The sequence below is a fragment of the Georgenia sp. TF02-10 genome, assembly GCF_022759505.1.
Lineage (GTDB): Bacteria > Actinomycetota > Actinomycetes > Actinomycetales > Actinomycetaceae > TF02-10.
Genome location: NZ_CP094289.1, coordinates 3,208,650 through 3,222,238 on the forward strand (window position 1 = coordinate 3,208,650; position 13,589 = coordinate 3,222,238).

At 78.6% G+C, this 13,589-nt stretch carries 7 protein-coding genes; 3 read left to right on the top strand and 4 right to left on the bottom strand.

Annotated features, from left to right (window positions below):
* Nucleotide 1: 1 nt before the first annotated feature.
* Complete coding sequence (locus tag MF406_RS14615) at nt 2-1,285, bottom strand: CpaF family protein (protein WP_242895149.1); 1,284 nt, start codon at nt 1,283-1,285, stop codon at nt 2-4.
* 116 nt (nt 1,286-1,401) lie between these two features.
* Between MF406_RS14615 and MF406_RS14620 the strand changes: the two genes are divergently transcribed.
* Complete coding sequence (locus MF406_RS14620) at nt 1,402-2,898, top strand: phosphotransferase (RefSeq protein WP_242895157.1); 1,497 nt, start codon at nt 1,402-1,404, stop codon at nt 2,896-2,898.
* A 220-nt stretch (nt 2,899-3,118) separates the two neighbouring features.
* Here the strand turns inward: MF406_RS14620 and MF406_RS14625 are convergent, their stop codons facing one another.
* From MF406_RS14625 to MF406_RS14635, 3 genes are all read right to left on the bottom strand, one after another.
* Nucleotides 3,119-6,577: an ATP-dependent DNA helicase gene (locus tag MF406_RS14625; RefSeq protein ID WP_242895159.1), complete on the bottom strand. Its 3,459-nt coding sequence runs from the start codon at nt 6,575-6,577 to the stop codon at nt 3,119-3,121.
* Nucleotides 6,574-9,960 (bottom strand): UrvD/REP family ATP-dependent DNA helicase, encoded by a 3,387-nt coding sequence (locus MF406_RS14630; protein WP_242895161.1) that lies wholly within the window; start codon nt 9,958-9,960, stop codon nt 6,574-6,576. Before MF406_RS14630 ends, MF406_RS14625 begins: the two co-directional genes overlap by 4 nt.
* 68 nt (nt 9,961-10,028) lie before the next feature.
* On the bottom strand, nt 10,029-10,994 hold the full coding sequence (locus tag MF406_RS14635) for a DUF3152 domain-containing protein (protein WP_242895163.1): 966 nt from the start codon (nt 10,992-10,994) through the stop codon (nt 10,029-10,031).
* A gap of 188 nt (nt 10,995-11,182) precedes the next feature.
* Here MF406_RS14635 and MF406_RS14640 point away from each other — a divergent pair, with 188 nt between their 5' ends.
* Both MF406_RS14640 and MF406_RS14645 read left to right on the top strand, forming a co-directional pair.
* The gene (locus MF406_RS14640; RefSeq protein ID WP_242895165.1) at nt 11,183-11,407 is read left to right on the top strand and encodes a DUF3107 domain-containing protein; all 225 of its coding nucleotides are present in this window, start codon (nt 11,183-11,185) and stop codon (nt 11,405-11,407) included.
* A gap of 415 nt (nt 11,408-11,822) precedes the next feature.
* Entirely contained in the window at nt 11,823-13,481 is a 1,659-nt protein-coding gene (locus MF406_RS14645) for a DEAD/DEAH box helicase (protein ID WP_242895167.1), read from the top strand.
* Nucleotides 13,482-13,589 lie beyond the last annotated feature (108 nt).

Here is a 13,589-nt window from a genome sequence, read left to right on the forward strand (position 1 = left end):
GCTACCGCCCGCCGTCGTCGTCGGCCAGCAGCGCGGCCAGGTCGATCCCGGCGCGGGCGAACCGGTCCTCCCCGGCCGGGAAGCCGCCACCGCGCACCAGGTGCCCGTCCCGGCGGACGTACAGCTCGGCGGTCTCCACCACGCCCTCCTCCACCCGGCCGGTGACGGCGACCACCTCGCGCACGGTGCGGCGGCCGTCCCGGTCGAGCTCGAGGTGCACGACGACGTCGATCGCGGCGGCCACGGTGGGCACGACGAACGCGGCGGTGACGTTCTCCCCGGCCAGCAGCGGCAGGGTGCACAGCTTGGTGACGGCCTCCCGGGCGGAGTTGGCGTGCAGCGTGCACATCCCCGGGATGCCGGCGTTGAGGGCGACGAGCATGTCGAAGGCCTCCGCCTCGCGGACCTCGCCGATGATGATCCGGTCCGGCCGCATCCGCAGGGACTCCTTGACCAACCGCCGCAGCGGGACCTCCCCCACGCCCTCGAGGTTGGGCTGGCGGGTCTGCATCGCCACGGTGTCGCGGTTCGCCAGCCGCAGCTCGAAGACCTCCTCGCAGGTGATCACCCGCTGCCCGGGCGGGATCGACCCGGCGAGCGCGCCGAGCATGGTGGTCTTGCCCGCCTGGGTGGCGCCGGAGACCAGCACATTCATCCCGGCGAGGACGGCCGCGTCGAGGAACGCCGCGGCCGCCGCGGTCAGGGACCCGCGCGCGACGAGGTCGGCCAACGACCGGGCGCGGGTGACGTACTTGCGGACGTTGACGGCCCACTCCGCCCGGGTGATGTCCGGGATGACCACGTGCACCCGCTCGCCGCTGGCCAGGGCGGCGTCGACGAAGGGTGTGCTCAGGTCCAGCCGCCGGCCGGAGGCCCGGAGCATGCGCTCGACGAGGTCGCGGACCTGGACCCGGTCCAGGATCGTCGTGGTCAGCTCGGCCCGGCCGGACCGGGCCACGAAGAGCTTACCCGGTTCATTGATCCAGAGCTCCTCCACCTCGGGGTCGTCGAGGTAGCGCTGCAGCGGGCCCAGGCCGGCGACGGCGTCGAGCACGTCCCGGGCCGCGCCGTCGGGGTCCGGCAGCGGGGGGACCAGGCCGGCGACGGAGCGGTCCTCGTAGTCCGCGAGCGCCGCGGCCACCAGGCTCCGCACGCCGTCGGCGTCCCGGCTGGGGTCCAGGCCGCGTCGGCGCACGAGCTCGCGGACCTCGGACTCCAGCAGCGCGACCCCGTCGTCCATCACCACCCCCAGGTGCTGACCCGGCGCGCCCCCGCGCCGGTGCATGCGGAGAAGGTAGGCGAGGATCGGCCCGGACGGAAGGGGTTCGGCGACACCTGTGGACGTCCTGGCCCCCGGCGCGGCGGCGGACAGCGGGCCGGGCTGGCGCCTACCGTTGCCCCGTGGTCCGTTCCGCGCTCGCCCTCGCCGCCCTCGCCACCACGGCCCTGCCCGGCCTGGACGTGGTGGCCACCCGCCCGCCGCAGCGCGTCGGCGCCGACTTCCAGACCACCGGGATCCTGGACGCCGGCGGCCGGCACTGGGTGGTGCTCGCGCCGCTGCACCCCGCCGCCGGGGCGGCGCTGGAGGGGGAGGTGGCGCTGCTGGGCAACCTCGCGGCCGTCGTCGACGCCGGCCGGCTGCCCTTCGACGTGCCCCGGCCGGAGGGCTTCGCGGTGCTGCCCGAGGGCGGCCGGGCGATGGTCTACCGCCAGCTCGTGGGCCGGCCGCTGGACCTGGACCGGCTCACCGCCGGCCCGGGCCTGTCGGCCGAGGTCGGCCGGGCGATCGCGGCCCTGCACGAGCTCGACGTCGCCGTCGTCGCCGACTCCGGGCTGCCGGTCTACGACGCCGAGACCTACCGGACCCGGTGCCTGGCCGAGGTCGACGAGGCGGCGCGGACCGGGCACGTGCCCGCGGTGCTGCTGAGCCGGTGGGAGCGGGCGCTGGAGGACGTGGCGCTGTGGCGCTTCCGGACCACCCCGGTGCACGGGGACCTGGCGCCGGAGCAGGTGCTCGTCCACGAGGGCCGGGTCTCGGCCCTGCTCGGCCTGGCGGAGGCGCACGTGGGCGACCCGGCTGAGGACCTGGCCTGGCTGGTCGCCGCGGCGCCGGAGGAGTCCCTCGACGCGATCGAGGAGGCCTACGCGATGGCCCGCACCGAGGGCGCAGACGCGCACCTGATCGACCGGGCGCTGCTCGTCGCCGAGCTGGCGCTGGCGCGGTGGCTGCTGCATGGGGTCCGCACCGGGGACCCGGCGGTGGTCGAGGACGCCGCGCGGATGCTCCGCGAGCTGGCCGAGGACGTCGCCGACGCACCGCCGATCGGGGCCGCGGAGCCGGTGGTCCGGCCGGCTGAGGGGTACGAGCCGGCGGAGGGGTACGTGCCGGACGACGGCGACCGGGGGGTGGGTGCGTCCGCGGGCCGGGCCGCCGCTCCGGTGGGCGGGGCCGGTGCCACGGCCGCCGGCGCCACGGCCGACAGTGCCACGGCCGCCGGTGCCACGGCCGGCGGGGACGGGGCCGGCGGAGACCCGGCGGCGGTCACCGAGGAGCTCAACCTCGGCGCGGCGCTGCCCGACTTCCTGCGCGAGGAGGCCGCCGCGGCCGACATCCCGGCTCCCGCCAGCACCGCCCCCGAGGACGGGCCGCACTCCGGCGACGCCGACCAGCCCGCGTCTGGCACGGCCCCCGTGGCAGGCGTCGAGGCCGACGACGCCGCGGCACCTGCCGCCGGCGCTACCGCCGCGCAGCCGGGCAGCGAGGACGCACCGGCCGCCGCGGATCCGGCGGCCACCGGGATGACGCACGACGGCGACGCAGCGGCGAGCGCGCCGGACGACCCGTCGGCGGACGGCCGGAACAAGTCGTCGGCGGACGCCCGGGACAAGGACGCCTGACTGCCCCAGACTGACTGCCCCAGACTGCCGGCCCGGCCGCGAGTTCGCTGGTTCGTGCCGAGGTCGAGGTTGTCCGCCGAGTTCGCCAGCTGTGACTAGCGAACTGGGCTCGGACTGGCGAACTCAGCACCGTCCGGCGGCGCGAGTCCGCTCGTTCGAGCCGAGGTCGCTGATGGAGCAGGTGCCGCCCCAGCCACCGGCGGCCCACCCGCCGGGGCGCCTACCCGCCAGCCCCGCCCAGCGCGGCGGTGATCCGCGCGACGACCTCCGCCTCCGGCAGCGCGCCGGCCCGCACGGTGGTGTCCGCGCCGACGTAGTAGAACGCCGCCGAGACCTTCTCCAGCGGCACGCCGGCGGCCCGCGACCAGGCCAACCGGTACAGCGCCAGCTGCATCTCCCGGTGGGCGAGGTCGGCCGCGTCGCGCGGCGGGGCCCCGGTCTTCCAGTCCACCACCTCGTCCCCGTCCGGGCCGCGGAAGACCGCATCGATCCGGCACCGCACGATCGTGCCGGCGACCGGGGTCTCCAGGTCCACCTCCACCGCCACCGGGATCCGGGTCGCCCAGGCCGAGGCGGCGAAGGTGGCCTGCAGGGCGGCGAGCTCGGCGTCGGTGACGGCGCCCTCGTCCGGGGCGTCGGCGTCGAGGTCGTCGAGGTCGAGGAGGGCCGCCGCACCGTAGAACCGCTCCACCCAGGCGTGGAACCGGGTGCCGCGGCGGGAGACGACGGTGGGCTCGGTGGGCACCGGCCGGCGCCGGTCCCGGGCGAACGCCGCCGGGTCGGTCACCAGCCCGACGACGGCGGAGGCGGACAGGTGCCCGGCGAGGGGGACCTCGCGGTCCCGCTCGGTGGCCTGGTCCCGCTCGGCGAGCAGCAGGGCGGCGTCGCGCAGCCAGCGGTCCAGCCGGGGGTCGCCGGTGCGCGCCGCGAGGTCCAGCCCGCGCCCGCCGAGGTCGCGGCGGGTGGCGGTGACGGCGGCCGCGGCGGCCTCCCGCCGCGGCCGGCGCGCGCCCAGCGGGTCCGGCCAGGGGGTGCCCGGGGCGTCGGCGAGGGCGGGGTTGGTCGCCTCCGCCGGCGGCCGGGGGGCGAGGCCCTCGCCGAGGTCGGTGACCTGCCCGGCGCGGTGCGGCCCGAGGAGGAACCGGGACGGCGGCAGGGCCGAGGCGCCGTCGCGGAACCAGGACCCGGTGAGCAGCAGGGTGTGCCGGGCGCGGGTGAGGGCGACGTAGGCCAGCCGCCGTTCCTCGGCGACCCGGTGCGCGCCGGCGGCGGCGCGGAAGTCCTTCCGGGCGGCCTCGACGTCGGCGTGGGTGGCGGCCCCGGCCAGGTCCAGGGCGGGCAGGGCGTCGGCGTCCCCGCGCAGCGGGTAGGGCAGCTCGCCGATGTCGGTGAGCCAGGCGGAGGCGCTCACCGCGCCGTCGTCCCGGGGCCGGCCGTCGTAGCTGGGGAACTGGGACTCCACCAGCCCGGGCACGGCGACCAGGTCCCACTCCAGGCCCTTGGCGGCGTGGACGGTGAGGACCTGGACGACGGCGGAGTCGGGGGTGGCCTCGGCGGTCTCGGCCGCGTCGAGGCCGCGCTCGCGCTCCTCGGCGGCGTCCAGCCAGGCGAGGAACGCGCCGAGGGTGGGCCGGTCGGCGTCGCCGGCGAAGGTGGCCGCGACCTCGGTGAAGGCGTCGAGCGCGGCGCGGGCGGCCCCGGTGCCGGTCCCGCCGGCCCGGGCGGCGACCTCGATGTCCAGGCCGAGGAGCTGCTCGGTGGCCACGACGAGCTCGGGCAGGGACAGGTGGGTCAGGGCGCGGACCTGGCGGAGCACCTCCCCCAGGTGCCGGACCCGGGCGGCGCCGGCGGCGGAGAGGGTGGTGCCGCGCTCGCCCTGCCAGCCGGGCTCCGGCGGGTGGTCCACGGCCTCGGCCAGGCTCGCCTCGGCCCGCGGGTCGAGCCGGCGGTCCGGGTCGGCGGCCAGCCGGCCGGTGGCCCGCCGGGCCAGGGTCCGGGCCCAGTCCTGCAGGGCGTGCAGGTCCGCCGCGCCGAGCCGGAGGTTGGTGAGCAGGCGCACGACGGCGTCTCCGCGGCCCGGGTCGTGGGCGGCCTGGAGCGCGGCCCGCAGGTCCACCACCTCCGGGGTGGCGAGCAGGCCGCCGAGGCCGAGGACCCGCACCGGCAGGCCGCGCTTGCGCAGCGCGGCGACGACGGCCGGGAACTGGGCGCGCCGGCGGCACAGCACCGCCGCGGTGCTGGCGTCGGCCGGGTCCCAGCGGGCGGCGACCAGGTCGGCGACGGCGCGGGTCTCCTCCTCCTGGCTGGTGGTGTACCGGCCCAGCACCTCCCCCGCCCCGGCGTCGGGCCGGGCGCGCAGCACCGGGACGGCCACGGCGGGGCCGGGCCCGTCGCCGCCACGCAGCGGCGCGGCGACCGTGTTCGCGGCGGCCAGGACCGCGCGGTCGTTGCGCCAGGAGGTGCTCAGGGCGAGGGTGGGCGCGGCGATGGTGGCGCCGTCGTCCCGGACCCGGGGGAACATGGTGGGGAAGGTGGCCAGCGACGCGGCCGAGGCGCCGCGCCAGCCGTAGATCGCCTGGTGCGGGTCGCCGACGGCGGTGACCGGGTGGCCGTCGCCGAAGAGGCGGGCGAGCAGGCGGAGCTGGGCCACGGAGGTGTCCTGGTACTCGTCGAGCAGGACGACGCGGTACTGCCCGCGCAGCTGCGCGCCGACCTCGGGCACCTCGGTGGCGATGCGGGCGGCGAGGGCGACCTGGTCGCCGAAGTCGATCAGGCCGCGCTCGCGCTTGCGGCGGCGGTAGGCCTGGACCAGGTCGAGCAGCGCGCGCCGCTCGGCCAGCGCGGCGGCCGCCACGGCGACCTCCTTGTACGGGCCTTTCTTCGGGCCGGCGGGGTCCTTCTCGAGGAGGTCGCGCTCGAGGTCGGCGAGCAGCTCGCGGGCCTCGGCGACGTCCAGCAGGTGCTCGTCGAGCGCCTGGGCCAGCCGGAGCACCGCCTGGGTGACCGAGGCCGTCGAGCGGTCGGTGGGCAGGTCCGGCACCCAGCTCCGGACGACGTCGTCGGCGAGCTGCCAGGACCCGGCCTCGGTGACCAGCCGGGCGTCGGGGTCCGCCCCGACCCGCAGGGCGTGGTCGCGGGCGAGGTTGGCGGCGAAGGAGTTGTAGGTGGCGATGCGGGGCCGGTCCACGTCCAGGGGGCGCCGGGCGGCGGGCGCGCCGGCGCTGGTCCCGCCGGGGGCGGCGGTGGTGGTCCCGCCCGGCTCGGCGGCCGGCCCGGCCGGCTCGGTAGCCGGCTCGTCCGGTGCGGCGCCGGGGCCGGTCGGTGCTGTCGACCCGCCAGCTGCGCTGCCCGGCCCGGCCGGCGGGAGCAGCCCGGCCGCCCGCAGGTCGGCCAGCCGGCGTCGGACCCGGCCGGCGAGCTCGGCGGCGGCCTTGCGGGTGAAGGTGAGCCCGAGGACCTCCTCGGCGCGGACCAGGCCGTTGGCGACGAGGTAGACGACGCGGGCCGCCATCGTCTCGGTCTTGCCCGAGCCGGCGCCGGCGACGACGAGCAGCGGGCCGAGGTCCGCCTCGATGACCGCCGTCTGCTCGGCGGTGGGCCGGGGCCGGCCGAGGGCGTCGGCGATGTCCGCGGCGCTGTGCCGCTGGGCGGGCGGGGCCAGGGTCGACGTCGGGGTCATTCGGTCACTCGCTTCCCGGTCTCGGCCACCGGGCAGGAGCTCTGCACCGGGCAGTGGCGGCACTGCTCCCCCGGCTGGGCGGGGAACACCGACCCGGCCATGGTCTCCGCGGCCTCGGTGACCAGGTTCCGGGCCCAGCCGGGCTCGGCGGCGTCGGGCAGGGCGGGCTGGGGCCGCTGGATCGGGCCGCCGCGGCCGGTGCCCAGGTAGACGAGCCGGCCCCCGCCGGGCCGGACGTCCCCGAACGCCCCGGCCTCGACGGCCACCTGGTAGGCGCCCAACTGGGGGTGCTCGGCCGCCCGGTCGCCCGTCACCGGGTGGGCGGAGGTCTTCAGGTCCACCACCCGGACCCGGCCGTCCTCGGTGTGCTCCACCCGGTCCATCCGGCCGCGCAGCCGGGCCCGGCCGACGTCGGCGGTGAACTCCCGCTCGACGTCGACCTCGCCCGGCACGCCCGCCAGGTACGCGGCGAGCCGGTCGACCATCGCCTCGGCGCGGGCCCGCTGGCGCCGTCCGGACCAGGTCTCGTCCAGGCCGAGCTCGGGCCAGCGGCGGGCCAGCTCGGCGCGCAGCTCGGCGGCGGTGCCGTGCGGGTGGGCGGCGGCGATCTCGTGCACCAGGGTCCCCACCGACTGGTCGGTGCTGGCCTCCCCGCGGCCGCCGGCCTGCTCCAGCACCCACCGCAGCGGGCAGGTGGTGGCCAGCTCCACGGCGGACGGGCTGACGCTGACCGGGCCGGCGGGGCGCAGCGGGGCGGCGGTGCTGACCGGGGCGAGGCCGCTCCAGGTGGCCGGGTCGGCCCCAGCCACCCCGTGGTCGGCAAGGTGGGCCAGCAGCGCCGCGGCGGTGCCGGCGGTCCGGGCGCCCGGCCCGTCGGCCCCCACCGTCTCCTCGAGGGCGCCGCGCAGCTCGGCCACCAGGCCGCGCAGGTCGAGCGCCGGGGAGACGGTCCGGGGCGGGGCGGCGGGGTCGAGGTCCGGGTCGAGCAGGTCCAGGAAGGTGGAGGGCTGGTCCTCCTCGTCCAGGACCGCGGTGACGAGGAGCCGGCGGGTGGCGCGGGAGACGGCGACGGCGAGCATCCGGAGCTCGTCGTCCAGCACCTCCCGGCGGGCCGGCGCGTAGGCGCGCCGCCCGTCCGGGGACCGGCCGGCCTCGACGTCGGCGAGGGCGCCGGCGCCCAGCAGGGAGTCCCGGAGCCGCAGGTCGGGCCAGACGTCCTCCTGCACGCCGGCGACGACGACGACCTCCCACTCCTCCCCCGCGGCCGCCGCGGGGGTGAGCACCTGCACGGACTCGGCGCGCACCCCCTGGGCGGCGAGGGTGTCCGCCGGGAGGTCCTGGGCGAGGACGTGGTCGAGGAACGCCGCCGGCCCGGCCCCGACGGTGCGGTCGGTGAACTGCTCCGCGGCCCGGAACAGGGCCAGGACGGCGTCGAGGTCGGCGTCGGCCCGCTCCGCCCCGGGGCCGCCGGACAGGGCCCGGTCCCGCCACGGCCCGGCCAGCCCGGTGGCGTCCCACAGCGCCCACAGCACCGTCTCGGCGGTGGCGCCCGGGCGGGCCAGGGCGGCCCGGCCGGCGGCGAGCACGGTGCGCACGCGTGCGGTGGCGCGGCCGACGCGGGTCGGCAGGTCGGCGGTGAGGTCCGGGGAGCCGGCGGGCGGGCCGGGTTCCGGGGCGGCCGCCGCTGTGCCGGCGGTGGTGCCGGCCCCTGCGGCGCTGGCCTCTGTGGCGCTGGCCTCTGTGGCGCTGGGGGTGGTGCCGGCCGCCGGGGCGCCGGCGGGCAGGTCCGCCGGGGGCGGGGCGAGCGCGGCGACCAGCAGCTCCCCGGGGCTGCGGGTGCCGCCGGCGGCGTGCTCGCGGCCACGCAGCTCGCGGCGCAGCACCCGCAGCCCGACGGCGTCGAGCCCGCCCACCGGGGAGAGCAGGAGCTCGGTGGCCTGCTCCTCGTCCGGCACCCCGGCGACCGCGGCGGTCAGGGCGAGGAGGAGGGGGCGGACGGCCGGCTCCTCCCGGAGCACCCCGGGCCCGGCGGCCGCGCCGGCCGGGACGCGCCAGGTGCGCAGCGCCCGCTGGACCGCGCCGACCTGGGCGGCGGACCGGACGACGACGACCATCTGCGACCAGGCGGTGCCGTGGTGCAGGTGCTCCTCGCGCAGCTGGCGGGCGATGAAGGCACCCTCCTGGGCGCGGGACCGCAGCACCTCCACCGCCACCCCGCGCGGGGCGGCCGGCCGCTCGCCGCCGGCCTGCCCGACGGTCGGCCGGTCGTGACCGGCGGGGTCCCCGGCACCCGCCGGCGCCGCCGCTGCCCGCCGGTGACCGACCACCCCGGAGCTCGCGACCTGCCCGGTGACCGCGGCGGTGGCGGCCCGAAGCCGGGCGGTTCCCCGGTAGACCCGCTCCAGCACCAGCCGGCTGGCGGAGAACCCGCCGAGCGGCTCGGTCGTCTCCGCCCGGGCCACCAGGGCCGGGGTGCCGCCGCGGAAGCCCTGCACCCCCGCGTCGGGGTCGCCGAGGAGGAGGAGCTGGGCGCCGTCGTCGGCGAGCACCCCCAGCAAGCGGGCGGTGGCCAGGGTGGAGTCCTGGTAGTCGTCCACCACCACGCTGGACCAGCGCGGGCGCGGGTGGCCCGGCACCTCCTCGGTCCAGGCGAGCAGGGCGGCGGTGGCCTCGTCGACGATGCGGGCGGCGTCCAGCCGCGCCCCGCGGTCCGGAGTGACCTCCCCCAGCGCGGTCACCTCCTGGTACTCCTGCAGGGCGGCCGCCGCCGCCGTCCACTCCGGCCGACCGTACTGCCGGCCCCGCTCGGCGAGCTCGGCCGGGCCGAGCCCGAGCTCGGCGGAGCGCATGAACAGGTCCCGCAGCTCGGCCCGGAACGCCGGCAGGGCAAGAGTGTCCGGGCCGATGCCGTCCGGCCAGCGGACCGCCGCGCCCTGCCCGGCACGGTGCCCGGCGAGCAGCTCGGCGAGGATCAGGTCCTGCTCCGGCCCGGTGATCAGGGTGGGGGCGGGCTCGTGCAGGAGCGCGGCCCGCATCCGGAGCACCGAGTAGGCGAACGACGCCGGGGTCCGGACGAGCACCTCGCCGGTGGTCCGGCCCAGCCGGCGGGCGACGGCGTCGCGCGCCCGGGCGGCGCCGCGGCGGGTCGGCACCAGCAGCACGGTGGCGCCGGCGTCCGCGGCGTCAGCGGCCTGGGCCCGGGCGAGGAAGGCCGCGGTCGCCGTCGTCGTCTTCCCGGTCCCCGGTGCGCCGACGACCAGGAGGTGCCCGGCGTCCGGGGCCCAGCCCACCGCGGTGGCCTGCTGGGCGTCCAGCTCCGGCGCGGGCGGCGGGGGCGGCGGGGCGGTCAGCCGCAGGGTGGCCGCCGGCATGGGGTGCTGCATGGGAACGATGGCATCACACCCCACCGACATCGCGTCGCTGCGGGTACGACGGCGGCCATCCCCCGTGGCTACTCGGCGGCCGGCCAGCCGTTGGGGGTGCACCCCTCCAGCCCGAGAGTCTGCTGGAGCATGACCGGAGCGGGCCGGCCCGGTGCCGGGCAGCCGACGTGCGGCTGCCCGACCAGGTGGCCGACCTCGTGGTTGACCAGGTACGCCCGGTACTCCCCTGTCGTGCCGCCGGCGGCCAGGAAGGGCTCGGCGCCGTCGGAGAACCGGGCGGCGTTGAGCACCGCCCGGTCGCGGGTGCCGCAGGACAGCCGCCCGCCCGTCGGGAGCGGGGCGCAGAGCTGGTCGGTCAGCGCCGGGGAGGCCAGGACGAGACGGATGTCGGCGGGTCCGTCGGTGCGGGCGAACGTCGCCGTGCCGTCGTGCGCCCAGCCGCGGGCGTCGTTGAGGACCGTGAGGGCGTAGTCGGCGAAGGTCGCCGCGTCCACCGGCAGGCCCTCCTCGACCTCGACCCGGACGGTCCGCACGGGCGCGTCCGTCCGAGGCGCGGGCACGCTGCCCGGCACCGTGTGCCGCGTGCCGCTGGCCGACGACGGGATGGGGGCCGTGGTCAGTCCCGCCCGTGCCCGCTCCTGGCGGACCGCTGCCTCGGCGGCGGCGAGCAGCCGGGGGCCGTCGGCGGCCGCGGTGTCCCCGGGCGGCGCCGGCGTCCGCACCGGGCCGAGGCCTGCCCGGCCCCGGTCGGCGGGGCCGGGGGCGTGCCCGGGGTGGCCCTCGGCGGCGGGGCCACGGGCGGGAGAGGCGGACGGCGGGGTGACGGCTGCGCGCACCGGTGCGCCGATCGCCGGAGCGGTGACGAGGCGCCCCACGGCGAGCCCGGTCCCGGTGCTCGGCACCGCGACGATGGCCGCCGCCGCGGCCGGGGCCGCCGGCGCTACCGTCCCCGCCTGCGCGGCCGGCACCGCCGCCGCCAGCAGCGCGAGCGCGGCGGCCGCGGGCGCGCGGCGACGCCACGAGGTCGGGGACACGGCCCAATCCTGGCACCAGCCGGCACATGTGGGAACGTGCGTGCACCGGCAGCGGAAGGGGCCGTCCGTCGCCGGCCGGGGAGGCCGGGTCGGTCCGTGGCCGGCCCTGGGGACCTGGTTCCGGACGGCGCGGGGTCCACGCGAGGACCTACGATGGAGCGAGTCAGTCCATCTGCAGGAGGAGAACCGTGGAGATCACCATCGGCGTCCGGAACGTCGCGCGCGAGATCACCCTGGAGTCTGCGCAGACCCCGGACGAGGTGGTGGCCGCGGTCACCGAGGCGCTGAAGGGCGAGGCTCCGCTGATCCTGCCGGACGAGAAGGGCCGCCAGGTCGTCGTCCCCGCCGGCGCGCTGGGCTACGTCGAGATCGGCTCGCCGGAGCAGCGCCGCGTCGGCTTCGGCCTGGTCTGAACCGCCTCCGTCCGAGCCGGCCTCGGTCTCGCCCGAGCTGAGCGAGCGACCCGAGAGGCCTGTCTTTTCGTAGGGCCGGGGCCCAGGGGGCGCCGCACGCCCCTGACGCCAGTCGGGCCAGCGCCAGCGTGCCCGCCGCCACGCCCGGCCTGCCGGGCCCCGTGACCGCCCCCACGCCCGTCATGCCGGGCCCCGTGACCGCCCCCACGCCCAGCGGGCCGCGGCCGGCCGCGGCGCGCGCTACCCTGGAGAGGTAACCGGCTGCCCGGTCGTCTCGTCGAAGCCAGCACCCTTGCCGCCACGCGCGGCGCGCACTGATCACGATCGGCTGCCACGAGCAGGCTGACGACCCTGCGCGCCCCGGGCCCGCCCGGCGCGGTGTGCGGCGCCGTCGGCCACGACCGACAAGGCACACATGACCCAGACCACCGGCGTGCTGAACGCCGCCCCGGCCGCCGTCGTCGTCGACGACCACGACCAGCCCACCCCGGACATCACCGACGCCGCCGCCCCGGCGGACCTGGCCCACAAGTCCTTCGCGGACTTCGGCGTCTCCGAGCCGATCGTCGAGGCGCTGCGGGCCGTCGGCATCACCCACCCCTTCCCCATCCAGGCCCTGACCCTGCCGGTCGCCCTGGCCCGGCACGACATCATCGGCCAGGCCAAGACCGGCACCGGCAAGACCCTCGGCTTCGGCATACCGCTGCTCCAGCACCTGGTGGCCCCCGGCGAGGACGGCTGGGACACCCTGCCCGACGCCGGCCTGCCGCAGGCGCTGGTCGTCGTGCCCACCCGCGAGCTCGCCAAGCAGGTCGCCGAGGACCTCGCCGCGGCCGCCCGCACCCGCAGCGTCCGCATCCTGCAGGTCTACGGCGGGCGGGCCTACGAGCCGCAGATCGAGGCCCTCCGGGACGGCGTCGAGGTCGTCGTCGGCACCCCCGGCCGGCTGATCGACCTGCTCAAGCAGCGCGTGCTGAGCCTGTCCCGGGTCCGCACCGTCGTCCTGGACGAGGCCGACGAGATGCTCGACCTGGGCTTCCTGCCCGACGTGGAGACCCTGCTCGCCCGCACCCCGGCCGCCCGGCACACCATGCTGTTCTCCGCGACCATGCCGGGCGCCGTCGTCGCCCTCGCCCGGCGGTACATGACCCGCCCCACCCACATCCGCGCCCAGGACCCCGAGGACACCGGCGCCACCGTGCGGCTCACCCGGCAGGTGGCCTACCGGGCCCACGCCCTGAACAAGGTCGAGGTGCTCGCCCGGATCCTGCAGGCCCGCGGCCGGGGCCTGACCATCGTCTTCACCCGCACCAAGCGCACCGCCGCCAAGGTCGCCGACGAGCTCGCCGAGCGCGGCTTCGCCTCCGCCGCCCTGCACGGGGACCTGGGCCAGGGCGCACGGGAGCAGGCGCTGCGCGCGTTCCGCGCGGGCAAGGTGGACGTCCTGGTGGCCACCGACGTCGCCGCCCGCGGGATCGACGTCGACGACGTCACGCACGTGATCAACTACCAGTGCCCCGAGGACGAGAAGATCTACCTGCACCGCATCGGCCGCACCGGCCGGGCCGGCAACACCGGCACCGCGGTGACCTTCGTGGACTGGGACGACATGCCCCGCTGGTCCCTCATCAACAAGGCTCTCGACCTCGGGGTCCCGGAGCCGGTGGAGACCTACCACACCTCCGAGCACCTCTACACCGACCTGGACATCCCGCAAGGCACCACCGGCCGGCTCCCCCGCGGCGAGCGCACCCGCGCCGGGCTGGCGGCCGAGGCGGTGGAGGACCTGGGCGAGACCGGCCACCGGCACGGCGGCCGCGGCGGCGGTCGCGACGGCCAGGGCGGCGGGCGGCGGACCGGGACGCGCGGCGACGGCGGCCGGTCGGGAGCCCGTGGCGACGGCGGCCGGTCGGGAGCCCGCGGCGACGGCGGCCGGGCCGAGGGCGGGCACGACCGCGGACGCGACGACGGCGACCGCACCGGCGCGCCCAACGGCGACCGGCCCCGGCGCCGGCAGCGGCGCCGCACCCGCGGCGGCAAGCCGGTCCAGGGCAACCAGGGCGACCAGGCCTGACGGCGCCTGGGGCGGTGCCGTCGCTGCCGACCGCGCCAGCGCGCCCCGGCGGCGTTGACCCGCACGGGCAGCACTGACCGGCCGCCGGCGCTGAGTTCGGCGCTCCCC

What these genes read in the sequence shown, in the direction of transcription:
- MF406_RS14615 (WP_242895149.1), bottom strand. Translation starts at nt 1,285, where the DNA reads ATGCACCGGCGCGGGGGCGCGCCGGGTCAGCACCTGGGGGTGGTGATG.
- MF406_RS14625 (WP_242895159.1), bottom strand. Translation starts at nt 6,577, where the DNA reads ATGACCCCGACGTCGACCCTGGCCCCGCCCGCCCAGCGGCACAGCGCC.
- MF406_RS14630 (WP_242895161.1), bottom strand. Translation starts at nt 9,960, where the DNA reads ATGCAGCACCCCATGCCGGCGGCCACCCTGCGGCTGACCGCCCCGCCG.
- MF406_RS14645 (WP_242895167.1), top strand. Translation starts at nt 11,823, where the DNA reads ATGACCCAGACCACCGGCGTGCTGAACGCCGCCCCGGCCGCCGTCGTC.